We start from the raw sequence: 25,920 nt of genomic DNA, 5'->3' as shown, positions 1-25,920 counted from the left end.
TAATGCTAAACTGGAAATGACTACGTTTTCATCATTATTTATCTTTCACTAGTATAAAAGAATGATGGACAACTACTATTACAAAATGAGGATGGTGTATTATGTCGAAAAAGTATTTTAAGGGGGCGGCGGCTTCCATTTTGCTATTCAGTATCGCAGGCGTTACTCCTGCAGCCGTTTCAGCCGAGGAAGCGTCGAAAGACTTTTCAATGACAGTGTTCCACAACAATGATTCACATGCACACTTGGAGAATATCGCTCAATTCGCAGCATTATTGAAGGATAAGCAAGCTGAACATCCGAATAATGTACTGCTACATGCTGGTGATGTGTTCTCCGGAACTCTTTACTTCAATGAGTTCATCGGTCAAGCCGACTTGGCTTTTATGAATTATCTAGGCTATGATGCAATGACATTTGGCAACCATGAATTTGATTTAGGCACAGGTCCAGATGGTCATAAGCCGCTTGCGGACTTTATCAAAGGTGCAAAATTCCCTATTGTCTCTGCGAATGTTGACTTCACAGAAGATAAGAATTTTGATGGCTTACAAGAACGCAAAGTAGTGGCAGAGCCTGAAGACGGCAAAATCTATAATGGAATTGTCAAAGAAATTAACGGAGAGAAAGTTGGTATTTTCGGTCTGACAACTGAAGAAACTGCCGACATTTCCAGTCCTGAAGCAATTAAGTTTACAAATTATATTACTGAAGCAAAAGCTGCAGTAGCAGCATTCGAAGAAATGGGCATTAATAAAATTATTGCAGTCACACATATTGGCTTCGATGACAATCCTGCAATTGATAATGATCAAGAGCTTGCAAAACAAGTTCCTGGTATTGACATTATTGTTGGTGGTCATACTCACTCAAAACTAGAAGAACCTTACGTAGTAAATAAAGATAAAGAACCTGTTATTATTGTTCAAACTAATGAGTACCACAAATTCCTTGGACAATTAGATGTAACATTTGATGAGAATGGCGTTATCAAAGATTACAAAGGTGTTCTTCATACAGTTGATAAGGAAGGAGCTAAAGATCCTGAAGCTGAAAAAATGCTTGCTCCTTATACTAAACAAGTAAATGATACTATGGCCAAACCTACTGGAGGAACTGCTGATGTCTTCTTAAGTGGACTCCGTGGACTTGGTGGTGTACGTGCTGGTGAAACAAACCTAGGTAATATTATTACTGACGGAATGCTTGAAAAGGCAAAAGAAATCGATCCTAACGTGGCAATCGCTTTCCAAAATGGTGGCGGCATCCGAGCTTCTATTAAGACAGGTCCTATCACATACGGTGAAGTACTTACAGTACTACCATTTGGTAACAACCTTGCAATTATCGAGCTAAGCGGTGCGGAATTGAAAGAGACATTCGAACACTCCGTAAAAGAATATCCAAAAGAAAACGGTGGATTCTTACACGTAGCTGGTATGGAAGTTGTTTTTGATGGTACAGCTGAACCTGGAAAACGAATTGTTTCATTGAAGATTGATGGTAAAGAAGTAGAAGACAATAAAATGTATAAAGCCGCGACGAATGTATTTACAGCACGCGGTGGAGATGGTTTTGAGGCATTAGGAAAAGCTTACGAAGAAGGACGTGCAAGCGAACCAGGATTTAGCGATTGGGAAAACCTTGCAAATCATCTACAAGGACTTGGTACCGTTACGAATGGCCTTGAAGGTCGCATTATCGCAACTGTTCCTTACAAAGATCTTTCCTTAAATAGCTGGGCATATCCTTATGTTTCCGACCTTTACTACAGAGATATTCTCGAGAAGGATAATAAATTCAAACCTGGTCAAAAAATTACTCGTGCAGAAATGGTATCTTGGATCGTGAAAGCTCTAGACCTTAAAACTGAAGGCGTTGCGGCTGCACCATTCAAAGATTTAAATGGTGTTTCTGATAATCTAAAAGCAGATATCGCTGCTGCCTATGAAGCTGGCATTATTAAGGGTGAGGACGGTAAATTCCATCCAAACCAAAACGTGACGCGTGCACAGTTTGCCTTAATTCTTGACCGTGCTTATGAGAAATCTACTGGAACAAAGTATGCAGCAACTGCAAAAGCACCTTACTCCGATTTTGGAAAGTACTCTGCGGAAGCTGTTAATGCTATTTCCATGCTACATGAGCTAGGAATCGCTTCCGGTTACGAAGGTAAATTTATGCCTGAACAATTTACAACACGTCAACAAGCAGCAAAAATCGTTTCTAATTTTATTTACACTCTTAAAGTAAAAGACGAAGAAGCTAAATAATTCATTAGAATTATGAAAAGCGTTCTGCCCAAAAAGGCAGGACGCTTTTTCGATTCTGGAGGAAGCTGTTCATCAGAAACGTTTTTAAAAAACCAAATAGAAATTGTCTCTTTAAATCCTACCTCTTCCTATTCCAAATTAAATACTGCTGTGAACAAACAGAGGCCCTCCCCTTCAGTTTAAATACTTCTCTCTCCATCCCCAAATCGCGTACACTAAGTCATCATGAGATAAGAAACGGCTACTGCCATATCCCAGCGATTCTACCCGCTTTATCATTTCATGGATGATCCGTGATTCACGTGAATACACGATCACATTCGCCGAATCGTAGATGTTAATGCCAAGTATGCAGGAGCTCTCATTAAATTCCCTTTCAGTCTAAAGCGGTGCCACACTTTCGGCAGTAGGAAATGCCTTGAGATCAGCAAAGATTAGATAGTAGTCTTCTTTCGAAATATGTGACAGAAACGATTTTCCGTCCATCGTGACATCCGTTTCAAAAAAGAATGGCTCACTATAATGACCGTTCTCTGCAAAATACGCTTCTTCCGCCCCTACAAACCAATGCCACAAAGAATTCGCTATTCCCTCCAGCAATTCAAACAACTGCTTGCCATACCCATTTCTAATTTCAAATGCAATGCCTTCCAAGCCCATTTCATTTCTCCCCTCCCCTTTATACATTCAAAGCACTCGTTTTCCTTACTCCGCAGTCAGTCCAACATGTTCCTCTACCCATTTCACATTTTTGGAAGCCTGCGATCCAGCCTGTTCGAGCGGGACTACGATGTAACGCCGCTGTGCATTACGTATGACGGCTGTTGAGATCAGATGGGCTTCACCTACAGTTACCATCTCATGGCCTGCAAACTCTAGCTTCCGGATGCTCACCTTGCCGATCCCCCCGATATTCGTCGTATCAAACTGCTGAGCAGAATAGAAGTTTCCTAATGAATAAAAGACGTGCGTCTTCCCCACCTTTTCATACCGCTGCAAGACGTGTGGATGGTGGCCGAAGATAATATCAACTCCTGTATCGGCTAGAAAACGAGCTAAGTCCTCTTGGAAGTTGGAGGGCTCCAGCACATATTCCATTCCCCAATGGATCGATACGACGACAACATCCACCTTGCCTCGAATCGATTGGATATCGCTCTGCATCATCTCCCGGTCGGTTAAACCAACCATATAGTCCTTTCCTGCCGGCACGGGAAGCCCATTTGTTCCAAACGTATAGGCGAGGACACCGATTCGGATCCCATTTACCTCTACAATGCGTTCGGTCTCCCGATCTTCTTGCGAGTCGTAGGCACCGACATATGGCATGCCATACGCCTTCATATGTTCAATTGCCTTTCGAAGCCCGTTTTCGTTTAAGTCCATTGTATGATTGTTTGCCATATTGATCATATCGACGCCGTTCTCTTTTAAATCTCGTATAATATGTTTCGGGCTATTGAAACGCGGATAGCCCGACAAGCCGAACTCTTTTCCGCCCGGCAGCGATTCCTGGTTGGCCAGAAGAAAATCGATTCCGTGGAGCTCCTCCGAAATGGCTGCAAAAGACGGATCATAATCTTCGTATTTATATAGTGGATTGTGCAATAAAATGTCTCCTACCATGCCGACCGTGATATGTGTTGCGTTCTCCTTTAAATTCAGCGGATCCAGTTTGCATTGGATCATCGCTAAATCCTCTGGCACTTCAACTGTTTCCTCTTTTCCGAGAGGCCCACATCCATTAAGCATCAAGAATGAAAACACAGTTAGCAGTACTCTTTTTCTCAACGTCTTATCCCCAGTCTCTTTTCCAAATATTTCTCCCTATTAGTATACGCGAAAGATATATTTTGAAAAGTAGATTGGAACGTAAAAAAGGTATTGTCGATACAATGCCTTAGAGCGTAGACAAAAGCATATTAATTTGTTGTGGCGTATAAAAATAATATACAACCGCTACTTACATTTAGATTCCTAGTAAAGTTGATTTACGCTTCTGGCGTCGCTTTCCGGGGGGCGGGCGGTGAGCCTCCCCGTCCGCTGCGCTCCCTGTGGGGTCTCACCTGTCCCGCTGATCCCCCAGGAGTCGACGCCTTCCGCTCCAATCAACGGATGTTCTACTAACAAGGTAAGTTGTTATTAATAATTAATATGATAGACCTCGTATAAAAGAAGTTTAGAGAGTCTTCACGTATTTACTCAACAATTAAGAAATTGTATTAAAGGCAGGGAGCGCAACGAAGACTCCTATGGGAATAGCTTGAGCTGAAGACCCCGCAGGAACGGAGTGACGAGGAGGCTGAAGCCAAGCCCATGGAAAGCGAAGTTGCGCTCACTGCCGATTGGTTTATGCAATTCTATTCATCTCAAAGTGACTTTGTCTACAGTCTAAGGCATTGTCAATACAATGCCTCACTCCACTCAATATTTCATTTTTTCTTATCCTCATCCATTTTCCCAACCGTGTTCTCGAATTGTTCCATTTGCTTTTCGGCACTCTGCTTAGGTTCCAAATCAGGAAATTCTTTCGCATCCGGCATCCCTGTAAAGCGGCTGTCACGGCCTTCACTTGCATTCGGTTCCACTTGAAATTTTCTTTCCATTTTGAAACGGCTCCTTTCTGAACATATTAACCTTTACGATACCCGGAACAGAGTTTATTACACGTGGAGTGAAAAAGATGTTTGAGAAATGGCAGAAATCGATTTGCACATAAAAAGAAACGGAGCAGAGATATGCTCCGCTCCGTCACTTCTTATTTCAATTTGATTGAGAATTTCGCAAAGCCGTCCTTTGTTGGAGCGACGTATTCCACATCGCCTTCCTTAGGAGCAAAGTTTTGTGCTTTTGCTGATGTTTCGAAGAAAATCTTCGCATCGCCTTCAACCGGTACAAATGTCCAGTTGTTATCTGCAGATGGGTCGATTGTCTTTTGGTCGATCATATAATCCATAATCGCTTCACGGTTTTCGTATGCATATTCGATTGTATTGATTGCATTACGAACACCCGGGAAGTTTCCGCTTGCGCGGTAGTTGTTTGTCACAACGATGAATTTCTGTTCTGGATCGATTGCTTTTCCATCATATTGCAAATTAACAATCCGGTTTGCTTTTTCGTTGATTGTTTCGCCTTTGTAGTCATACTTCGCAGGCTGTGTTACATCGATTTGATACGTTACGCCATCAATTACATCATAGTTGTACGTACGGAATTCACCGTTAATCAAATCTTGTTCTTCGCTTGAAGCAGGATCGATTTGATTGAATTGGCCTGCAGACATCTCAAGCCATTCTTTCACATCTGCCCCTGTCAGAACAAGAGCGGCTACTGTATTGTCGAATACATATAGATCAGCAACGTTCTTGATTGCAATTTCGCCTGCAGGGATTTCTGTGTAATAGTTAGCTCCATTACGACCGCCTGCTTTAAATGGCGCACCAGCCGAAAGAACTGGAAGGTTTTCATATTCCGTGCCTTTTACTTGATTTTCTACATACCATTTTTGTGCGTTCGTTACGATTTGAATAGAAGGATCATCTTCTACTAATGCAAAGTAACTTGTAATTGGTGCTGTCGTTTTGCCGACTGGGCTGCGCACATATTCGATTGTTCCTTCATGTGCTTCTTTTACTGCATCGATTACTTTTTGATTCACAACGTCAGACTTTTTATCGACTTCACGCAATGAACCTGTTCCGTCAACAACCTTCCAGCTGTCTCCGTCCTTCTCCAATACTAGGTCAAGAATTCCTAAGTGGCTTCCGAACTTGCCAGGCATTACGACTGGCGTTCCGTTTACAGTGCCTTTTTCCATATTGATGTTTGGAAGATCAGCGTAATCTCCAGGGAATACAGAGTGGTTATGCCCTGTAAGAATCGCATCTACCCCTTCAAATTGGGAAATTTGATACACAACATCATCTTCGCCCTTTTCATGGGTTGCATCACCCATGCCAGAATGGGAAAGAACAACGATAATGTCTGCTCCCGCTTCTTTCATTTCAGGGATAAACTTTTCAACTGTATCTGCTGCATCTTCTGCAATTACTTTTCCTTCAAGCAATGCACGGTCCCAACGCATAATTCCAGGGGCAACCACTCCGATTACGCCCACTTTCAACTCTTGCTCGTTCCCTTTTCCGTCTACAACTTTCTTATCCATAATGACATATGGAGTGTAACGGTTCTTGCCTGTTACCGCGTCATACACGTTAGCATTCAATACAGGGAATGGAGCTTCTTCTAATACCATATCTAAGTAATCCAAGCCATAGTTGAACTCATGGTTCCCTAGTGTGCTTGCATCAAACTCAAGTGCACCAAGAGCAGCCATCGCTGGGTGAAGTTCTCCTTTTTCCAAACGATCGACAGACACTTTATATGCGCCAAGCGGTGTTCCTTGAATCAAGTCACCATTGTCGAACAACAGGTTGTTCGGATTTTCAGCGCGTGCTTCATCGATGAGTACGGCTGTCTTTGCCAAACCGAATTCATTTGTCGGCTTGTCCTGATAGTAATCGTAGTTTACAAAGTTCGTATGCAAATCGCTTGTGCCAAGAATACGAAGTGAGACGTTGTCATTTGACGGTTGTTCACTTGGCTCTTCTCCTGGCTGTTCAGGATGTGTACTATGTACTTCCAGTAAGCGATCAATAATTTTTTTCACTTGGACTTTTGTTACAGCCTTTTGTGGCTTCGCTGTTCCGTCTTCAAAGCCTCTGAAAATATCCAAGCCGACACTCTTCGCCAATTCTTCTAGCTCATTCGTTTTGAATTGGTCTTTGTCTTTAAATTTCTCAAGCAATGTTGTTGGGAATACTTCGTCAGTCTTGACAGCACGAGATACGATTAAGAACGCATGCTCACGTGTCAATTTTTCACCTGGTTTAAATTCGGAAGCCGTAGCTCCTTTTACCAAGCCGTTTGAGAGGGCAGCTTCTACAAATGGTGCCAATTTCTCATCCACATCTGTAAATTTATGCGATGTGCCATCTCCTAATTCTAATTCAAGCGCCTTTACGACTGCGGTAATGAATTCACCGCGCGTTACGTCATGTTTGCTGGCAGCGCTTGCATTCAAACCGAATGAAAAACCGCTTACTGTGAGTGCCATGATGACAATCCACATGCCAACTTTTTTCAAAAGCGACATTCCTTCATCTCCTTCATTCTTTTTATCTATTTTAAGTGCAAATGCTACTTAAAACCAAAAGTGGTCAGTTCATCTATTACTATATCATAGCATTTGAAAGATTCGTAGACATATTCCTCTATTTACAAATGAATTACAAAAGCACCTTCACCTGGTATAGGCGAAGGCGCTTCAAATTTTATTTCTTTGTTTTATTCGCGATTTCCATTGCCCGATTTGTACCTTCTACTGCTTTATCAAGCACTTCCTGCGGGTCTTTTCCTTGATATAGTTCTTCGAGTGCCGTGACGATCTGCTGTCTGGATTCCGGGAATACCGAGATCAGTGCACCTTGTGTTGCATAACCAGGAACCGTATCTTGCAGCTGGTCGACGGTCACTTTGAATTGTGGATATTCCGCCCACTTCGCTTTGACATTCTCCTCGTCATAAGCTTTCGGGTTGATGGCGAAATAACCTGTGTCGAGGTGCCACTTTGCCTGCACTTCTGGTGTCGTTAAGTATTTCATGAATTCCCAAGCAGCTTCCTGCTCCTCTTCGGCAATTCCTTTCGACATCCAGAGGGAAGCACCGCCGATGACCACTCCATTGCGCTTCACTTCGTCTGCATGTGGAATATAGGCGACACCGACTTCGAATGGCGCATTCGCGATGGCACCGGCAACACCGGCAGAAGAATCCATGTACATGGCTACTTTTTCTGTTGCAAACGCTGCACGGATATCATCCCAGTTCGTTCCGAAGTTGCCGAATGTTCCTGCTTTGTTCATCTTATCGAGGAAATCAAAAACATTTCTTCCCTCCGGTCCATTGAAGACCGCTTCAGTAGCGTCTCCAGTGCGTCCGTTGTTTTCATTCACATAAAGGCCGCCTTGTGTGGCCACGAGCTGCTCGAAGAACCAGCCGTATGTCAGCATGGAGAAGCCCTTCATGTCATCCTTCGTCAATTTTTCTGCTGCTGCCATCACTTCAGAAAACGTTTCAGGCGCCTTTTCCGGGTCAAGTCCAGCTTTCTCGAACGCATCTTTGTTATAAATCATGACAGGCGTAGAAGAGTTGAATGGCATGGAATACAGATCCCCATCCACGCGATAATAATTCAAAATGTTTTCTTCAAGCTGGGACAAATCATAATTGTCCTTGTCGATGAACGATTGCATCGGCTCGATATATCCGCTGTCAATCATATACTTCGTTCCTACTTCAAAGACTTGTGTAATGGCCGGCGCATCTTTCGTTCCGCCGACACTGCGCAGCTTCGTCAATGATTCTTCATAGGTACCTTGATATTCTGCTTTTACTTCATATTTATCCTGCGATTCGTTAAAGCCTTTTACGATGGCGTCAATCGACTCCTGGCCTGTTCCTGACATCGCATGCCAGAACTCGATGGACACTTTGCCCTCCTCTGTCTTCGCCGGTTCTTTCGTTGCTCCCTTTTCACCATCAGTGGAGGATTCACTATTCGTATTGCTGTCACTGTTCGTACAGGCCGTCAAGATGGCCATCGCTACTATAAGCAGCCATAGAAATGGACTTTTCCCAAACTTTTTCATTTCCTGCCAACACCCCTTTTTTTTATTCGCCAACTACTAGCTTCATTTTAGAGCGCCTTGCGACAAACCTTTCTGCAATTGCTTTTGTCCGATAAAGAGCAATAATAGCGTCGGAATGATAACAACAATGACGCCTGCCATGACCACCCCCCATTCGGTCGCGATTTCTTGGGACTGCAATTGCTTGAGCCCGATCTGCACCGTACGGACAGACTGATTGGTCGTAATGAGCAGCGGCCACAAGTACATATTCCAGGTCGTCAGGAACCCATAGGCCCCGAGTGTGACGAGACTGGTCTTCGAAATCGGAAGAACTACCTTCCAGAAAAACTTAAAACGGCTCAAGCCCGCAATCTGTGATGCTTCGTGGAGCTCCTTCGGTATTGTCAGGAAATGCTGCCGGAGCAAGAACGTCCCGAATGCCAAGGCGAAGAATGGAAGTGTCAGCCCTTGGTAGGTATTGAACCAATCGAGCTTCCTCATCGTGAATACATTCGGGATCATCGTCGCTTCCCAAGGGATCATCATCGTGGAAATGAATAAAAAGAAGATGAAATCCCGCCCTTTAAATTTGAAAAACACGAATGCATACGCCGCCAAGCTGCAAACGACGAGCTGGCCCAGCATGACGCTGATTGAAACGATAAAGCTGTTCAATAAGTAGCCGAGTAACGGCAGCCGTTCGAACACTTTTACATAGTTCTCTAAACTGAGCGACCTTGGGATGAATCGTCCCTGGATAATCTCAGGCCCTGTCATGAATGAAATCATAAATGCGTAAAGGACCGGGAAAAAGACGAGCAATGAAGTGACGATCAGCAAAAAATACATCCATATTTTCGCAGGAAGGCTTGTTTTCATTGATAATGCACCTTCCTCTCCCCTAACTTAAACTGCAAAATGGTCACAATCAAAATGATGACGAACAAAATGACCGCCTGCGCACTCGCCGTGCCGAATTGATAATTAATAAAGGCTTCCCTGTAGATGGAGTAGACGATCAGATTCGTCGATTGAGAGGGCCCGCCTTTCGTTAAAATATCAATCTGGCCGAACGTTTGAAACGCATTGATCAGCGAAATGGTAATAATAAAAAATAATGTCGGCGACAGCATCGGCAAAGTAATGCGCCGCAATCTGTAAAAATAGCCTGCTCCATCAATTCGTGCACTCTCATACAAATGTTCATCAATATTTTGCAGGCCGCCAAGCAAGATGAGGAATGAAAAGCCAATATTCATCCAGATCGTCGACATGGAAACCGAGAGGAGCGCCCACTCTGGATCGAGCAGCCATTGAATTTGCGGCAGGCCGATCGAATGCAGCAGCCGGTTGAACATTCCGATACTCGGGTTAAACATGAACAACCAGATGACGGAAGAGGCAGCCACAGATACGCCCATCGTTGATGAATACATCGTCCGGAAAAAGCCGATTCCCTTGAGCTTTTCATTCGCCAGCAAGGCAAAGAACAGTGCAAGGATAACGCCGATCGGAACCGTATAAAGAACAAAAAGTACTGTTGCTTTCATGCTGTTCTGGAACTCTGATGATCCCAACAAATATTGATAGTTTTCAATACCGACATTGATGGCGGCATTCCCAGCTTGGTCTGTCAGGAAGAAACTGAGATAAATCGTCCGGAACATCGGATAAAAAACGAAAACCGAAAACAGGATGATGGACGGCAATAAATAGAGCAGCGCCGTTCGTCCATTAATGGAACGCCGCCATAAGGATCCTGCCGTATTCATTTGCCCACCTCGTGCTGCGTGACATGATGGCTTTGGTCGATCGTCTTCTTAAGAAGCTGGCCATCCTCCCGGTCAAAAATGGATAATGTAGCAAAATCCATTTGTATCGGCAGTCGATCCCCGATATTGATATGCCACTGGCCGGTCCACTTCGCCATCCATTCCGAAGCGCCCACTTGGAATGAAAAGATCGTCTCGTTCCCGAGTACTTCCACATTCGTAACAGTGACTTCAAATGAGGAACCAGCTGCTGTCTCCACTGTAACGGGATGCAAATTTTCTGGACGCACGCCTACCGTCAACAGACGCTTCGATAGTTCCGAATAATCCCCTTCTGGCAATGGCAGTTTCAGGTCATTTCCAATGAGTAACTGCGAATTTAGCTCATCCAGCTCGGCTTCCGCCAGGTTCATCGGCGGGGAACCAATAAAAGTCGCGACGAACGGATTCGCAGGATGGTTATAAATCTCAATCGGTTTTCCGATTTGCTGGATTTTCCCTTCATGCAAAATCATAATCCGATCGCCCATCGTCATCGCTTCCACCTGATCATGCGTTACATAGATCATCGTGATGCCAAGAGAGCGCTGTATCCTTCTGATTTCGGACCGCATATGCGCCCGCAGCTTGGCGTCCAAGTTAGAAAGTGGCTCATCCATAAGGCAAATTGGCGTTTCGCTCACAATCGCCCGAGCCAATGCCACACGTTGGCGCTGCCCGCCCGACAGTTCCCTCGGTTTCCTGCCAAGGTACTCTGTCAAACCAAGCAATTGCGCCACTTCTTCTGCCTTTCTTTTCTGCTCATCCTTCTTCATGCGTTTGACATCGAGGCCAAACGTAATGTTCTGTTGGACAGTCAAATGGGGATAGAGGGCATAGTTTTGGAACACCATAGACAAATCCCGTTTATCCGGAGATAAGTGATTGGCAACCTGTTCCCCAATTTTCAATGTACCACCCGTTATGTCCTCCAGTCCTGCTATCATCCGAAGCATCGTACTTTTTCCGCAGCCGGATGGGCCGACCAAAACAAAAAACTCGCCCGGCTCGATCGTGACGTTTATATTGGAAATAACGTCCACTTGCTTGTCGTATGATTTTGATACATTGATCAGTTCTACTTTTTTCATGAATCAAATTCCTTTCCGACACCTTGTCATTGCTAACTTGAAAGACTTTCAAAAACCTAATAGACATATTTCGATAAAAGATTTAGTTTTTCCTGCTTTTTTAGATTTTTCTTTTAATCGATGTTAGATTAATATATTCCCAGGGGTGGATATCTCATGAAAAAGATTTTTCTGTTCATTCTTCTCATATTTCTTATCGGTTGCGAACAAACTGCTGAGCCTTCTCCCTTGCCTGAGGACAATTTCCTGATCATCGCGCATCGGGGAGCCTCCGCTTATGCACCTGAGCATACGATTGCCGCATATGATCTCGCATACGAAATGCAGGCCGACTATTTGGAACTCGATCTTCACCAAACAAAGGATGGTCAGCTCGTCGTCATGCATGATCGGTTTATCGTTAATCAACAAAAAGAAATCCCTGTAGCGGATTTAACCTTTGAGGAACTGAAGGCTTTGCATGATGAAAGTCCGGGACCAAGGAAGCCCGTTTCGCAAGGCTTGCAGGGAGAGAAGGAAGGGCTCGTCAGCTTACAGGAAGTGTTGGAACGGTTCGGAAGTGATGCCAATTACTACATCGAACTGAAATCTCCTGATGATTATCCCGGAATGGAGGAAGACTTGATTGCCCAGTTAAAAAGCTTCGACAGCCTTGATGGCAAGCAGAATACGCCGTGGATCATATTGCAGTCGTTCGACCGAAAAAGCTTGCAGCGAATACACAAATTGGAACCGAACATCCCGTTGATTCAATTGTATTCCTTTGATAAGCCCCCTTCCTTCAATGAATCTGACTTCAGGAAGTTAACGAAATATGCATCCGGCATTGGAATCAACCAGGATGCCGTGTCAAAGGAATTGATCGATCAATTCCATCAGCACGGACTAGATGTCCATCCTTATACGGTTAATGAAAAGGAAGAGATACGTCAAATGATTGAATGGGGCGCTGATGGGATCTTCACAGACCGGCCGGATATTGGTGTCGAAGTGAAACAAGAGGAACGGTAACTTGTATAGAACAAGCAAAACGCCAGGCGTATAGCACCCTGGCGTTTTGGTTACTTACTTTATTGAACATCGACCGAAACAAGACCAGTAAATTGGTTGACTGCCTTGTCGATATCGACCGCATGGCCCATCTCCTGAAGCACTTCACCGATCGCACGGACGGCACCAGCAAGCATTTCTTCTGTCGTGTTACCCATATGCCCGATTCGGAACGCTTTACCCGCCAAATGCGCCAATGCCCCGGCAACGATGATGCCTTTCTTTGCAAGAGCTGCACGGAATTCGGCATCATTTACGCCTTCCGGGTAAAGGATGCAGCTTAATGTAGAAGCCGCAACCTCTTCCGAAGCGAGCGGTGTCATGCCGTATTCACGCAACGCGGTGCGGACGGCCCGGCCAAACGCGGTGTGGCGTGCAATCCGTTTGTCCATTCCTTCAGCTAGGACGAGTTTCATCCCTTCCTCGTATGCGTAAATGAGATTGACAGGTGGTGTCGCGAAATAATTGGCCGGATTTTGCATGATCGGCATCCAATTGTAAATATCGCAATAATACGCAGGTACACGGCCGATTGCTTCTCTTGCCTCTAGTGCCGTTTGATTGAATGCGACAATAGCAAGGCCAGGCGGAACACCGATCGCTTTTTGGGAGCCCGTCAGGACAATGTCTATTTTATGGCCAGCACTGCCGTATTCCTTGCTCATATCTTCTTCCATAGCGGCTGTTGCACAAACGCCATCCACAATGACAAGAGCGCCATGTTCCTTAATGAGCGGGACGAGGCGATCCAAGTCAGCAGCGACACCTGTCGACGTATCCGCATGGGTCACCGTGACCGCCTTGTATGTATGCTCAGCGAGTTTCTTTTCCACTTCCTCAACCGCTATTTGCTGTCCCCATTCGGCTTGCAGCACATCAATTTCAATTCCAAACGCTTCCGCCAGCTTGATGAACCGGTCACCAAAGTATCCATGACTGATGATCAGCAACCGCTCTCCTGCTGCGACCGTGTTGACGAGCGCCATTTCCATCGCGACCGTTCCGGAACCTGAAATGACGAACACTTCACCATCCGTTTTGAACAATTCACGCGTTTGTTCAATGGCCTGTTTATAGATCGCGACAAACCGTGGATCCGTATGACCTCTTGTCTCCGACGCCATTGCATCATAAATGGAATCGACGACCGGCGTCGGTCCCGGGATCAATAACATTTCTTCATTCTTCATTTTTCATCCCCCTAATCTAAATCACTGCTTCCAACCCTATTATTCGTGATATAGCCGTGAAACTCCTTTTATTCACCGCCAGACTTGTCGAAATTACATGAAACGTCCGGTAAATCGTGGTTTCTATCTACTTTTGTCCGCCTTCCTGTTAAGAGAAAAAGCGGCTTGATCCATTGGATGAAGCCGCCCTCCGTTCTATTCTGTATGTTTTCCAATGCAGCGCTCGCATTCATAAAGCAAGGACTCGACTTTCTCCACGATTTCACAGCCGCATTCCTGGCAATATTTCTTCGTTTTCACTTGTTCGTTGCACGTCTTACCCATTTTCGTCACCTCCGCTAGTTTCATATTTTTTCATATCCAGGCAGAGTTAAAAACTCCACGAAATCATCTTGTAAAACCATCGATTGAAAGAGCTCACCGGCTTCTTGAAATCTGCCTAGCTTGTATCGGCGCTCTCCAGCTTCGGTAGCAATTTTCTTCATTTCTTCTTCTAACATGGTTTTGAACAGGTCAGTTGTAATGTTTCGTCCATCGGCCAATACGCCTTTCGGATGGCGGATCCATTGCCATACTTGGGACCGTGATATTTCCGCGGTAGCTGCATCTTCCATGAGGTGGTTGATTGGCGCAGCCCCCTGCCCGACGAGCCAGGAAGCGATATATTGAACGCCGACGCTGCAATTCATCCGCAAGCCTTCCTCGGTAATCGAACCTTGCGGGGGTTGCAGCAAATCGTCAGCCGTCACTTGAACATCCTCCCTTTTGCGATGAAGCTGATTTGGCGTTTTCATCTGTTCATTGAACTCTGCCATTGCGACTGCAACAAGACCAGGATGCGCAACCCAGGTTCCATCATGTCCTTCCAGCACTTCCCGCTTTTTGTCCTCGCTCACCTTCCGGAACGCATCCTCGTTCGCAGTGGCATTGTCACGGATCGGAATCTGGGCTGCCATGCCTCCCATCGCAAAAGCGTTCCTTCGGTGGCATGTTTGAATGCAAAGCTGGGAATAGGCGCGCATGAAAGGCGATGTCATTGTCACTTGGTTCCGGTCCGGCAAGATGATATCCGGATGGTTACGAAGCCGTTTTACGAAACTGAAAATATAATCCCATCTGCCGCAATTAAGCCCCGTAGCATGTTCCCTCAACTCATAAAGAATCTCATCCATTTCAAAGGCGGCTGTAATTGTTTCGATTAAAACAGTGGCCCGAATAGTTCCTTGAGGGATGCCGAGTTTTTCCTGTGCAAAGACAAATAGGTCATTCCATAAGCGTGCTTCCAGATGGCTTTCCAGTTTCGGCAAATAAAAATATGGTCCGGTACCCCTCTGTATCAATTCCTTTGCATTATGAAAAAAATAAAGACCGAAGTCGAAAAATGCACCAGCAATCCGTTCCCCTTCTATGACGACATGCTTTTCCTCCAAGTGCAAACCACGCGTCCGCACGATAAGCACTGCTGTTTCCTCATTCAATGCATACTTTTTGCCGCTGATCGGATGTTCATAAGAGATGGTGCGCCTTACCGCATCTTTCAAATTGACCTGGCCGTCGATGACATTCGTCCATGTCGGGGATGTCGCATCCTCAAAATCGGCCATGAAAGCTTTGGCCCCGCAATTCATGGCATTAATAATCATTTTTCGGTCGACAGGTCCCGTAATTTCCACTCTGCGGTCTTGAAGATCAGAAGGAATTGGCGCAACCGTCCAATCCCCTTCCCTGATTGACCGTGTCTCTTCCAGGAAACCGAGCCGTTCACCTTGATCAAGCCGTTTCTGCCTATGTTGGCGTTCTTCCAATAAAGCCTTTCGTCTTTCGTTAAATTCCGAATGTAACGCATAAAGGAATTCTAATGCTTCCGGCGTTAATATTTCTTCCGTTCCTGCCGTAATTTCACCAAGTATGTCTATCGTAAAGCGAGTCTGCTGAGTAGTCAGAGGTCTCATCCTTTCCTATTTTATTGTTTCATTAGACAAACTGCGCTTGTTCCGTCGATCCCTTCATCGCAGTTGTCGAAGAAGTTCCGCCTGAAATGACTTGCGCCACTTCATCGAAATAGCCCGTGCCGACTTCCCGCTGGTGCCGAGTCGCTGTGTACCCTTTGGATTCATTTGCAAACTCCGCCTGCTGCAGCTCCGAATAGGCGGCCATGCCCCGCTGTTTGTATCCGTGTGCCAATTCAAACATGCTATGGTTCAAAGAGTGGAAGCCCGCCAACGTCACGAATTGGAACTTGTAGCCCATCTTGCCGAGTTCTCTCTGAAAACTGGCTATTGTCTCGTCATCCAAATTGGATTTCCAGTTGAACGATGGGGAGCAGTTGTACGCTAGCAGCTTTTCTGGGAATTGCTCATGAATGGCATCTGCAAAGCGTTTCGCTTCTGCCAGGTCCGGAGTCGACGTTTCACACCAGATGAGATCCGCATACGGCGCATAGGCGAGCCCCCTTGCAATCGCCTGGTCCATACCCGCTCTCGTTCGGTAAAATCCTTCCGGCGTCCGTTCTCCTGTAATGAATTCATGATCTCTTACATCGATATCACTCGTGATCAAGTCGGCAGCATCCGCATCCGTCCGGGCAATAATGACAGTCGGTACACCCATAACATCCGCCGCCAATCTCGCAGCAATCAAATTGCGAACCGCATTTTGCGTTGGGAGCAGCACTTTCCCACCTAGATGGCCGCATTTTTTCTCCGAAGCAAGCTGATCTTCGAAATGAACGCCCGCAGCTCCAGCTTCAATCATCGCTTTCATCAACTCGAACACATTCAACGGGCCGCCAAAACCGGCTTCTGCATCCGCTACAATCGGCGCGAACCAATCAAACCCGTCATCACGACCTTCCGCGGCGTCAATCTGATCTGCCCGCTGCAACGCTTGATTGATGCGCTTGACAACATTCGGCACACTGTTGACCGGATATAAGCTCTGATCGGGATACATATGACCGGCGAGATTGGCATCCGCTGCCACTTGCCAACCACTTAGATAGATTGCTTGTAGGCCGGCCTTCACTTGCTGGACAGCTTGATTACCTGTCAGTGCGCCGAGTGCATTGACATACTCTTCTTCATGAATTGATTTCCATAACCGCTCCGCTCCTCTTTGTGCCAATGTGTGCTCGATCAACACCGAACCGCGTAATGTAAAGACATCCTCTGCTGTGTAGCCCCGCTCAATTCCTTCCCACCTGTCGTTCTGTCCCCAATCCTTTTCCAACTGTGCAATTTGCTCTTTTCTTGTTCCCATATTCACATTTCCTCTCCTTTCGATATTTCCTACTTTCTTACTGTTCCATAACAGTAATTTATGTTATACATTACTATATAACAGAAGATTCATATTGTCTGGACATTTGGATAAGTTCCGTATTTTTCAGGATAAAAGGACAATTTTAGACGATGAATGAAAACAGCAAGAGCAGAAAGAGGGATGGAATTGACGTTGGAGAAGCAGAAACACGGAGATGATTCGCTGGCTCACTATACAAGCGTGCTGGAAGATTGGGTGCCGAACGGTGCATCACTCGCCATTGCTGTGGGCGGGAAATACATTCACTATTCGCAAGGCACCTATGATGTGAAACTGACAGTTGGAGAAGCGGTTGTGAAGCATAGTATCGCAGATGCAGTGTGTCAAACAGGAAAGAAGATGGAACGAATGGAACAGTCACCATCAGGTGTATTATTTTACGGCGTCGGCTACCCTGTTCCTGTCCACGGAGAACGGGGTGCGTTGCTCGTCATTCTCCCCCCTGCTGTTCATATAGAAGAACCCATTCGTATATTAACGGGGAAACAGCATGACGATTGGTATCCCATTCCAGTGGAGCAGGTGACCCATATCGAAAGCCTTCAGAAGAAGACATGGTTTTATTCCAATGGGGAAACTTTCAGCACGAACATGACACTGAAAGAACTGACACCCAAATTGCCCGACACGTTTCTCCGTGTCCATCGTTCGTATATCGTCAATTTGACCGCCGTCCAAAAGATCTCCAAAGATATTTCTTCCGGCCTTGTTTTGACAATGAACGATGGCAGTGAGCTGCCGATTAGCCAGTCTTATATAAATGAAGTGCGGGCCGCCTTTAATTTATAACTTCCTCCATAAAAATAGCCGCTTGGGAAGACACCCAAAGCGGCTTTGTTCACCTTATAATTGCCTGACAAGACTGCTTTCCTTATATAGGGAAAATAAAAAGCAAAGCTACGTTTATTGCCCGCATACAACCATCAAATTTCTTGAAACATTAATGTGATTATGCAAAAAAATGACCACCAATTGGATGGTGGTCATAGTCACTTACATATTATTTGATAGCATCAATAAATTGGCGCGTACCTTTCATCGACTCCTCATAGAGCTGTTCGGACAGTCGCTCCGTTTCCTCTAATGTAGCCGGCCAGTTGTCAGCCATCCGCTTGAAAGCTTCGGCAAACAAATGCGAATTCTGATGAATGTCATTGATTGGGAATGCATACCGATCCAGTTCCGCCAACTTCATGAAGTCGTTCACTTTATGGTGATATGAAATCGCCATGATCGGTGTTTCTGTGCAAGTTGCCAAAATGAGCGAATGCAACCTCGTTCCAATGACAATGTCCTGCTTCTCCGTCATTTCCAGAATCCGTTCAGGCAATAGATTCTCATCAAGCACGGTCGTCTTATCCGCATGTTTCATCTGCGCCTGAATGTCCTTCGTCACGTTGGCATCCTGCGGAAATTTCGTCGCGAAGAAATTAATCTGCACGTTGAACTGTTCTGCCAGCTCGTCCAGGTTTTTCGCCATGCCGTCTACATAATCCTGATAGATGGCTGGATTCCCTTCCGGCCAATAATCCGCATTATAATACGGGACTGCCGTCACGCCAATTTGAGATGGAGCATCCGACTTTTCCACATGTTCCTTGCGCAAGGAGAAGGCTGGATCGCCGATAACATCAACAGGCTTTGTAACGCCAACCGTTTGAAGCAGCTGAGCCGACTCCGGATCTCGTACGGATACGCTCTCAGCATGTTTGCACATATAGCGGATGAACCATTTGCCAAGGCCCGTGTTTAGCGGACCTGCTCCACAGCCGTAAATGACATAAGGCACATTCGAATTCTTTGCCATCATAGCGTAAGAACCATAGAGCGGCGCCTCCCGCTTGTACAAATCCATCAGAATGCCGCCCCCGCCGATAATCAGAAGATCAAACGTGCGAACGATCCGTTTATTGTTTTGATACGTAGCGAAAAACGTTTTGGCTGCGTTCCCTTTTTTATAATAAAGCGGAAAACTCTCCACGCCATAACGTGTCGCCGTCTGCTTGGGGTTATTGCTGAATACTGTAATCTGGTTGCTCTCAATGGAGAATGTCGAAGTAACCTGCTTAATCAAACTGAGCAGGATTGCCTCGTCTCCGTTATTATCGTTTCCGTAATTTCCTACAATTCCAATTCTCATTAGCAAACTTCCTTTATCCTTAATGCTTTCATTATAACATGGTTGCCGTTTTCATGAAAACGTGACACGGTACGCCTGGCCTAGCGTGCTTTGAAGAATTTTATTAAGGAGGCGGTTGGTATGTCTCTATATTGATTTCCCTCATTCTATGAAAGTTCGTTAAAGCGTAAAAACCGCCCTTCCGAAGAAGGACGGTCCGCAAAACTTATTTCGTCATGCTGCGATATAGAAATGCGCTGAACTGGGCACGGTTGACCGGTTTATTCGGTTCAAACTTCCCTTGCTCATTTCCTGTTGTAATGCCATGGTTGGCTAAGATGTGAATTTGCTTATATGCCCAATGAGTTGACGGCACATCCTTGAATTTCTTTCCCGACTCGCCTTTCAGCTCATAAGCTTTTACGAGAATCGCAGCCATCTGAGCGCGCGTTAATTGGCCAGAAGGATCGAACTTGCCGTTGCTTCCGCCGACAAGACCCGCACTTGCGATTGCATTAATTTCATTGTAGTAGCGGTGCGTCGAAGGAACATCTGAGAACTTCTGTGCTCCTGCCTGTGTTGTGTCCAGATTGAACACCCGGCTCAGTATGACAGCCGCATGCTCACGAGATAGCGTTTGGCCAGGATTAAACTTGCCATCGATATCTCCTTTAATATATCCGTTGTCTTTCAAGTAACGGATTTCAGTATAATATGCATAATCTGCAGGAATATCTTTAAATGCCGGTGTACCGTCAGACAGGTCAATCGAAACAGATACAGTCTTCGTACCGAGTGACGCGGTCACTTTACCGCTGCCTGGTACAGAAGATGCCTTGAATACGCCTGAACTGCTAATCGTTCCAATGTTGCCTGTAACACCCCATTGAACCTGCTCCGGCGAATAGACGATCGGTTTGCCTTGGGCATCGGTCGCATTGACTTTGAATGAAACCGTCGAACCAGGATCCACCTTCGTTGTGCTCGGAGAAATGGTCAGCTTAGCCGGTGCATCTACCACCTTGACCGGGAATGACTGGGTTGCCGCGCCGTACTTGACGTTGACACGGTCATCGCCCGCTTCAAGAGCTGTATAGCCCATGCCGGCTCCTGTCAATTTCCCTTTATCTGATGTGACTTCGATTTGAGAAGGATCTGCTTTCAATGGATTGTAGTAGGCATCCAACACATAATTCAACGTAAGTGGCACTGTTGCTCCAACTAACACCTCACCAACTTGTCCTCTTGAGACGCTGATGATGCCAGGTTCGCTGACTGGTGCAGTGCTGATTGCTTCCACGATAGCTGATACTTTCCGCTGACTGGAATTAGTCGTGCGGTTGCCAAGCACGACTGTGTTGCTGCCATGTTTGCGGATTCCCATCGTTGTGGATCCGCCGCCGTCAAAATTAAGTGCCCGGTCATAACCTTGTGCCGCCAAGTAATTGGCGAACTGCGTCAATGTCATGCCGCTGCTGTAGCCACTCCGGCTATCGACTGTGACAAGATGAACTTGTTTTTTGTCCTTGCTGATAGCAATGGCCGTCCGTGCTGTCGTCGCTTTTGCACGCCAGTTGTTAGTGTTCATTGTAATATTCGGCTTGCCGTCCTTAAGCAGCATCGGCCCGCTCGCAAGCATGAACTCTGAATCTTTCCATTTATCATCAATTGTAATAGAAAGAGAAACGCTATCGCCTTGCTTAATTCCTTTTAACCGTTCTAATGCTTTTTCACCGTGTGCTGAAATGACAAAACCAGTTGAAGGGATTTCGACTTTTTCCTTAGAACCGTAATCCCTAACTTTCACGACATTACCAGTTAATTGCTGACCGTAGTATGTAGAAGTAATTGGTGAACCTGTATCTACAACAATCTCAATGCCAAATTCATTGGAATTTGTATTTTTCGATAGGTTTTGAGGAGTGAAGACAATAGTTTCACCGGCTTGCCGTTCCCGGTTTAAGCCTGTCATTTTATAGTTTGTCCCACCGTGATTAATGGAAACATTGAAGTTGAAATGATCAATTTCAGCTCGTCCATCCTTCATAACACCAAAAGCGATCGGCTGGCTGACATAATAATCTGGTGAGCTGGAAATGGCTCCACCGTTGATGATTTCATTGCCTTGGGATATTAAATAAAGAGGCAATCCTGATTTCATATCAAAAAACGAGGCATTTACTGCACCGACTACACGGTTGCCGTCTCGTGAATCACGATTGGCTAGTGTCGTAGTGGCATCCGTCTTCGCCAATGGAGACGGGAGTCCGACTGACAACTTTGTGTAAGGGTCGTTTAAATTCACTTGCAAATGGTTTACGTGGTTTGCTCCTCCATGGGTGTTATGTGTGTACGTGACACCTGAAGAAACGGGATAGCTTTCAACCGCTGATGTGCTGGCCGAAGCTCCTGCCGGGACTGTGAGTATAAGAGAGACAGCTGCAACTGTCATCGCGACTTTTTTTCCGATATTTCGTACCGAAACGCTAGAATACTTGATAAGTCGACACCTTCCTTTCTATGAATCAATCTACAGCTTACCAGAGCTCATGGTAAATTGCCATAATCCATAAGAAGGAAAAAACCACCCGGGAACCGCCCAGGTGGTTGTCGTAATGCCTTTATTTTTCTTTCAAATTGAATTTTACGTATTGATCTGTCATGGAGGCAAAGGCCCCGAACAGAAGGAAATAGAACATCGTGTACATTTTTAATTCCCAAATATTGTAGTAGAAACCGGAGAATCCTGTCGCAAACCAAAGGGCGATCATGAATTTCCCAAACGTCGTTTTTCGTTGCTTCCAGAAAAGAGCGAGCATACCTAGAAGATAAACCGCGAAAAGGATGACGCCAACTACACCTGTTTCTGTGATGATCTGGATATATTGGTTGTCGGAATAGAAATATTTGCCGCCATAAATATCCGAACGGATTCCGTAATGGTCATAAATCGGCGATCCATACGACAGAGTAGCTGAGCCGCCGAAGGAGCCAAAACCGGAACCGACAATTTTATAATCGTTAAAGATTTCAAATCCCTTTTTAATATAGAAGAAACGTCCGCTTTCCGTCATGAGATCCAAGTTTTTCTGATCGAATGTCTCGCCAAGCCGGTTGCCGATGCTTCCTGGATGTGAAGTAATCGGCTCTACGCCCAAGGATTCAAAATATTTCACTCCCCAATTGACCGGGAAATAGATAAGAATGATCGATGCTAGACCCGCAATTGCAAGACGCTTCAATACTTGCCAGTTTCGAGTCATTAGAATGAACAAAACACCGAAAATAAAAGCTGAAATCCATGTTCCGCGGGAGTAGGTGAGAATAAACACGCCCAAAAACAAGGTCAAATTTACATTAAAGAACCATTTGTACTTTTCGCCTTTATACAATTGTTGAAGGAACAATACGGCCAAAATACCGAAAAATAAGAGCAACGCGAGTGAGTTCGGATTGCCGGGCAATCCATAAATTCTTACAGCGTTCGTTGGAGACAGTATTTTGTACTTCCAAACATCCGGCAACAGCATTTGGCGCATGGACAATTTTTCAATTAACCCATGTACAGATGAGATAACGCCTGTCCACACCGTTACCCAAGCGAGGCTTTTTAGCCATCCTTCCGGTAAGCGGCTGCGTGAAATGATGTAATACAGAAGATACATAATAATGAATGTACGAACTTGGAAAATGACTGCTGAAGTCAGAACACCATTCATAAGTCCGCTGATCGATCCTGCAATTAGCAGGAGGAATAGCGCCCATTCAAATATTTTGAAATGGAACAGACTGAATAGGTTTTTGCGTGCAGCAACCAACAATCTTAGAAATGCGACAAAGGTGATCAAGTCGCCGACCAGCTTTACGCCTGAGTTGACTTCAACTAGCAACGGCCGGATGCTGACATAAATGACGAGAAACACCAGGCTTTGCTGGGGCCTTAGGAAGGCGAACGCAGCAAAGAACAATGATGTGAGCACAAGGGCGATGGATGTAGGCAAAAACAACGACACGAACAATACCGCCAAAGAGACAATAAAGTATATAGTATCTTTTCCACTAATTTTATCTTTGATCATGGTCATGTAAAATAATACCCTTTCTACGACTGATAGCCAAATTATTATGTGGTAACCCTTCTGACATTATAGCATCTAATACGACGTTGCGGTGCGCTCTTTAGTTTCATTTTTGAAAATTGATTATTCCTTATTTACAAAACAGGCTCACATGGGCCAATGGACAGGCTTCTGAATAAATATTCGCAGGCAAATGATAGATCCGAACGCAGAACATGCGAAAATTGGTCCTTATCCTCGCTTCCGAATTCTGTTACTATATTAATAGTTAGACAGAAGGAGGTTTACGAGTGAAAAAAATAGTTTCACTGACGTTATTGACATTGCTCATGTTCTCTTCCCTTTTCATGAATGTGGCACAAGCCAGTGATATTAAAGGCCATCAGATGGAATCGGAGTTGAATTATTGGATTCAAAAGGGTGTCATCAAACCAGATGCCAAAGGAAACTACAATCCGAACAAAGCGGTCACACGCGGAGAATTCGCCTCGTATTTATCCCGCGCTTTGAGCTTGCCGGTTTCCACGAAGTATACATTCAAGGATTTAAAAGCAAACTCTAGTTTGACAATTGAAATTCAGAATGCTGCTGGCGCTGGTATTTTGTCCGGATATCCGGATGGCACATTTAGGCCGAATGACAAAATTACTCGACAGCAAATGGCTGGCATGATCTACAAAGCATTCCGCTATATGGACTTGCCTGTCCAGACCATTGACATGAAGTTCAAGGACCAAGCGAAAATCTCACCGAATTTCAGAGATGCCGTATCCGCTTCGGTCAACTTAAATATTATCCGCGGTGACCACCAGAAAAACGGGATTTATTTCAAACCGCAAAACAGTGCGACGATCGCACATGCGGCTGCCTTCCTTTTCCGGATGAATGCCGCAGCCGAAGTGTTGAAACCAGAAACTCCGAGCGAACCGGGACAACCTGAAGTGCCTGATGTCGATCCGGAAGTATACAAAGTAAGTTCGATTTCAAACGGACAAGTTGTTCCGACAATCGCACTCTATAAAACATACGAAGATGCATTGGCTGTTTACAATGCATCTTCGTCCATAAAGGCCATCCAAAAAAATAATAAGGTCATTAAAATGAAATCTGGCCGGGCTTTCGGTTCGCAAAACCCGAAGCAGCTCACATCGCTTTACAGCGATAAGACGCTGCGCAATGAAGTGACCTATATTCAAAAAGGCCGTGAAATGAAATATATCGGCAGTGGTCCAGATTATGTCATCGTGGAAGTGGCTGGTTCCTCTTACTACGCGAAACAAAATGAAGTCGATCTCGTTCCGTCCGAACTTGTGACTGGATACGACTACTATGTAGTAGACAACAGCGGAATCCTAACTCACTACACGTACGACAATTTAAGCAAGAGCTATGGGACATACTCCATCGGCCCTGCCTCCTCAGCTATGGGCGCAGGGAAATATACGAGCCTGGATGGCGTGCATTTTACAAATGTTTCATCCAAACAAGTCATTACGCATTATCCTTACTTCCAATTTCAATCCGTGCGCCAGCCGTCCAACTATACGGGAGAAGAGTTGGATCTTTATATAGCAGAAGCCTTGCGTGAACGTGAAAGCAGCGGCCATGCCCGTTATAAAGATTTATCCACAAAATCCAAACTGATTGGTCTTGGCTCCTATTTGAAGGAAGTTGAACAGACATATAATGTGAATGCGATGTTCATCTTAGCGGCAGCTATCCACGAAAGCGATTATGGCATTAGTGCAAATGCCCAAACGAAAAACAACTTATTCGGCATAAAAGTATTTGATTCAACGCCGGAAGCCGGCGAAGTCTATGCAAGCCCTAATAACAGTGTGAATGCGTTTGTTACGCGATACATCAATTTAAACTATGCCAACCCGCTCGGCGCACATGCAAATGGAGCCGTACCTGGAAACAAGGCAGTCGGTTTCAATGTTAAATATGCGTCTGACCCGAACTGGGGAAGTAAAATCGCCGGCCATATGTGGCGGATCGATAAATTCCTCGGCGGACGGGATTATAAGCAAGTCCAGCTTGGCCGAATCACGTATGACGGCTCGACAGGCGTGAATGTACGGACAAGCCCTGATACATCCAGTGCAAAATTGTTTACGTACAAGCCGAAAAACCCAGGATTTGAGGCAGCATTCGGCTACCCGCTCGTCATCGTTGAAGAAACGACAGGAAGTGACGGCTATGTCTGGTACAAAGTGATTTCCGATTTAAATCCTCCTTCCGATTATGGCTGGATCCGTTCAGACTTAGTTACGAAAATTAATCAATAA

The 25,920-nt window shown here is 45.3% G+C and carries 19 protein-coding genes; 4 read left to right on the top strand and 15 right to left on the bottom strand.

Going from position 1 to position 25,920, the window contains the following annotated elements:
• Positions 1-101: 101 nt before the first annotated feature.
• Positions 102-2,273 carry a 5'-nucleotidase C-terminal domain-containing protein gene (locus L7D49_RS09705; protein ID WP_238080626.1) on the top strand — a complete coding sequence of 724 codons (2,172 nt, stop codon included), beginning with the start codon at positions 102-104 and terminating at the stop codon, positions 2,271-2,273.
• A gap of 381 nt (positions 2,274-2,654) precedes the next feature.
• Here L7D49_RS09705 and L7D49_RS09700 read toward each other — a convergent pair whose 3' ends face one another.
• The 8 genes from L7D49_RS09700 to L7D49_RS09665 all read right to left on the bottom strand — a co-directional run bounded on the left by L7D49_RS09700 (position 2,655) and on the right by L7D49_RS09665 (position 11,870).
• Positions 2,655-2,933, bottom strand: coding sequence for a DUF2691 family protein (locus tag L7D49_RS09700; RefSeq protein ID WP_238080625.1), 279 nt, complete (start codon positions 2,931-2,933; stop codon positions 2,655-2,657).
• Between the two features lie 45 nt (positions 2,934-2,978).
• Positions 2,979-4,064, bottom strand: coding sequence for a CapA family protein (locus L7D49_RS09695; RefSeq protein WP_238080624.1), 1,086 nt, complete (start codon positions 4,062-4,064; stop codon positions 2,979-2,981).
• A gap of 641 nt (positions 4,065-4,705) precedes the next feature.
• Complete coding sequence (locus L7D49_RS09690) at positions 4,706-4,879, bottom strand: hypothetical protein (protein ID WP_238080623.1); 174 nt, start codon at positions 4,877-4,879, stop codon at positions 4,706-4,708.
• 152 nt (positions 4,880-5,031) lie between these two features.
• Positions 5,032-7,431, bottom strand: coding sequence for a bifunctional 2',3'-cyclic-nucleotide 2'-phosphodiesterase/3'-nucleotidase (locus L7D49_RS09685; RefSeq protein ID WP_238080622.1), 2,400 nt, complete (start codon positions 7,429-7,431; stop codon positions 5,032-5,034).
• Between the two features lie 178 nt (positions 7,432-7,609).
• Positions 7,610-8,986, bottom strand: coding sequence for an ABC transporter substrate-binding protein (locus tag L7D49_RS09680; RefSeq protein ID WP_238080621.1), 1,377 nt, complete (start codon positions 8,984-8,986; stop codon positions 7,610-7,612).
• Between the two features lie 42 nt (positions 8,987-9,028).
• Complete coding sequence (locus tag L7D49_RS09675; protein WP_238080620.1) at positions 9,029-9,847, bottom strand: carbohydrate ABC transporter permease; 819 nt, start codon at positions 9,845-9,847, stop codon at positions 9,029-9,031.
• Complete coding sequence (locus tag L7D49_RS09670; protein ID WP_238080619.1) at positions 9,844-10,740, bottom strand: carbohydrate ABC transporter permease; 897 nt, start codon at positions 10,738-10,740, stop codon at positions 9,844-9,846. The genes L7D49_RS09675 and L7D49_RS09670 overlap by 4 nt, the downstream gene beginning before the upstream one ends.
• Positions 10,737-11,870, bottom strand: coding sequence for an ABC transporter ATP-binding protein (locus L7D49_RS09665; protein WP_238080618.1), 1,134 nt, complete (start codon positions 11,868-11,870; stop codon positions 10,737-10,739). Before L7D49_RS09665 ends, L7D49_RS09670 begins: the two co-directional genes overlap by 4 nt.
• Before the next feature lie 156 nt (positions 11,871-12,026).
• Between L7D49_RS09665 and L7D49_RS09660 the strand changes: the two genes are divergently transcribed.
• On the top strand, positions 12,027-12,881 hold the full coding sequence (locus tag L7D49_RS09660) for a glycerophosphodiester phosphodiesterase family protein (RefSeq protein ID WP_238080617.1): 855 nt from the start codon (positions 12,027-12,029) through the stop codon (positions 12,879-12,881).
• A gap of 59 nt (positions 12,882-12,940) precedes the next feature.
• Here the strand turns inward: L7D49_RS09660 and L7D49_RS09655 are convergent, their stop codons facing one another.
• The 4 genes from L7D49_RS09655 to aceA all read right to left on the bottom strand — a co-directional run bounded on the left by L7D49_RS09655 (position 12,941) and on the right by aceA (position 17,368).
• Positions 12,941-14,110 carry a pyridoxal-phosphate-dependent aminotransferase family protein gene (locus tag L7D49_RS09655; RefSeq protein ID WP_238080616.1) on the bottom strand — a complete coding sequence of 390 codons (1,170 nt, stop codon included), beginning with the start codon at positions 14,108-14,110 and terminating at the stop codon, positions 12,941-12,943.
• A gap of 195 nt (positions 14,111-14,305) precedes the next feature.
• The gene (locus L7D49_RS09650; protein WP_238080615.1) at positions 14,306-14,434 is read right to left on the bottom strand and encodes a YhfH family protein; all 129 of its coding nucleotides are present in this window, start codon (positions 14,432-14,434) and stop codon (positions 14,306-14,308) included.
• Positions 14,435-14,454: 20 nt separating this feature from the next.
• Positions 14,455-16,062, bottom strand: a complete 1,608-nt coding sequence (aceB, locus tag L7D49_RS09645; protein ID WP_238080614.1) for a malate synthase A — start codon at positions 16,060-16,062, stop codon at positions 14,455-14,457.
• A gap of 22 nt (positions 16,063-16,084) precedes the next feature.
• Complete coding sequence (gene aceA / locus L7D49_RS09640) at positions 16,085-17,368, bottom strand: isocitrate lyase (protein WP_238080613.1); 1,284 nt, start codon at positions 17,366-17,368, stop codon at positions 16,085-16,087.
• Positions 17,369-17,551: 183 nt separating this feature from the next.
• On the opposite strand from aceA, the gene L7D49_RS09635 reads away from it, so the two are divergent.
• Positions 17,552-18,220: a LytTR family DNA-binding domain-containing protein gene (locus L7D49_RS09635; protein ID WP_238080612.1), complete on the top strand. Its 669-nt coding sequence runs from the start codon at positions 17,552-17,554 to the stop codon at positions 18,218-18,220.
• 211 nt (positions 18,221-18,431) lie between these two features.
• Here L7D49_RS09635 and L7D49_RS09630 read toward each other — a convergent pair whose 3' ends face one another.
• From L7D49_RS09630 to L7D49_RS09620, 3 genes are all read right to left on the bottom strand, one after another.
• Complete coding sequence (locus L7D49_RS09630) at positions 18,432-19,571, bottom strand: polysaccharide pyruvyl transferase family protein (RefSeq protein ID WP_238080611.1); 1,140 nt, start codon at positions 19,569-19,571, stop codon at positions 18,432-18,434.
• A gap of 205 nt (positions 19,572-19,776) precedes the next feature.
• Positions 19,777-22,002: an S-layer homology domain-containing protein gene (locus tag L7D49_RS09625; protein ID WP_238080610.1), complete on the bottom strand. Its 2,226-nt coding sequence runs from the start codon at positions 22,000-22,002 to the stop codon at positions 19,777-19,779.
• Between the two features lie 169 nt (positions 22,003-22,171).
• Positions 22,172-23,635, bottom strand: coding sequence for an O-antigen ligase family protein (locus L7D49_RS09620; protein WP_238080609.1), 1,464 nt, complete (start codon positions 23,633-23,635; stop codon positions 22,172-22,174).
• 284 nt (positions 23,636-23,919) lie between these two features.
• On the opposite strand from L7D49_RS09620, the gene L7D49_RS09615 reads away from it, so the two are divergent.
• On the top strand, positions 23,920-25,920 hold the full coding sequence (locus L7D49_RS09615) for an S-layer homology domain-containing protein (protein ID WP_238080608.1): 2,001 nt from the start codon (positions 23,920-23,922) through the stop codon (positions 25,918-25,920).

The sequence above is a fragment of the Sporosarcina cyprini genome, assembly GCF_022048975.1.
GTDB classification, from domain to species: Bacteria; Bacillota; Bacilli; order Bacillales_A; family Planococcaceae; genus Sporosarcina; species Sporosarcina cyprini.
The sequence above is the reverse complement of the archived record's forward strand: the minus strand, read 5'-3'. Positions and strand labels throughout refer to the sequence as shown.

What these genes read in the sequence shown, in the direction of transcription:
- L7D49_RS09705 (WP_238080626.1), top strand. Translation starts at nt 102, where the DNA reads ATGTCGAAAAAGTATTTTAAGGGGGCGGCGGCTTCCATTTTGCTATTC.
- L7D49_RS09700 (WP_238080625.1), bottom strand. Translation starts at nt 2,933, where the DNA reads ATGGGCTTGGAAGGCATTGCATTTGAAATTAGAAATGGGTATGGCAAG.
- L7D49_RS09690 (WP_238080623.1), bottom strand. Translation starts at nt 4,879, where the DNA reads ATGGAAAGAAAATTTCAAGTGGAACCGAATGCAAGTGAAGGCCGTGAC.
- L7D49_RS09685 (WP_238080622.1), bottom strand. Translation starts at nt 7,431, where the DNA reads ATGTCGCTTTTGAAAAAAGTTGGCATGTGGATTGTCATCATGGCACTC.
- L7D49_RS09680 (WP_238080621.1), bottom strand. Translation starts at nt 8,986, where the DNA reads ATGAAAAAGTTTGGGAAAAGTCCATTTCTATGGCTGCTTATAGTAGCG.
- L7D49_RS09675 (WP_238080620.1), bottom strand. Translation starts at nt 9,847, where the DNA reads ATGAAAACAAGCCTTCCTGCGAAAATATGGATGTATTTTTTGCTGATC.
- L7D49_RS09670 (WP_238080619.1), bottom strand. Translation starts at nt 10,740, where the DNA reads ATGAATACGGCAGGATCCTTATGGCGGCGTTCCATTAATGGACGAACG.
- L7D49_RS09665 (WP_238080618.1), bottom strand. Translation starts at nt 11,870, where the DNA reads ATGAAAAAAGTAGAACTGATCAATGTATCAAAATCATACGACAAGCAA.
- L7D49_RS09660 (WP_238080617.1), top strand. Translation starts at nt 12,027, where the DNA reads ATGAAAAAGATTTTTCTGTTCATTCTTCTCATATTTCTTATCGGTTGC.
- L7D49_RS09655 (WP_238080616.1), bottom strand. Translation starts at nt 14,110, where the DNA reads ATGAAGAATGAAGAAATGTTATTGATCCCGGGACCGACGCCGGTCGTC.
- L7D49_RS09650 (WP_238080615.1), bottom strand. Translation starts at nt 14,434, where the DNA reads ATGGGTAAGACGTGCAACGAACAAGTGAAAACGAAGAAATATTGCCAG.
- aceB (WP_238080614.1), bottom strand. Translation starts at nt 16,062, where the DNA reads ATGAGACCTCTGACTACTCAGCAGACTCGCTTTACGATAGACATACTT.
- aceA (WP_238080613.1), bottom strand. Translation starts at nt 17,368, where the DNA reads ATGGGAACAAGAAAAGAGCAAATTGCACAGTTGGAAAAGGATTGGGGA.
- L7D49_RS09635 (WP_238080612.1), top strand. Translation starts at nt 17,552, where the DNA reads ATGGAATTGACGTTGGAGAAGCAGAAACACGGAGATGATTCGCTGGCT.
- L7D49_RS09630 (WP_238080611.1), bottom strand. Translation starts at nt 19,571, where the DNA reads ATGAGAATTGGAATTGTAGGAAATTACGGAAACGATAATAACGGAGAC.
- L7D49_RS09625 (WP_238080610.1), bottom strand. Translation starts at nt 22,002, where the DNA reads ATGACAGTTGCAGCTGTCTCTCTTATACTCACAGTCCCGGCAGGAGCT.
- L7D49_RS09620 (WP_238080609.1), bottom strand. Translation starts at nt 23,635, where the DNA reads ATGACCATGATCAAAGATAAAATTAGTGGAAAAGATACTATATACTTT.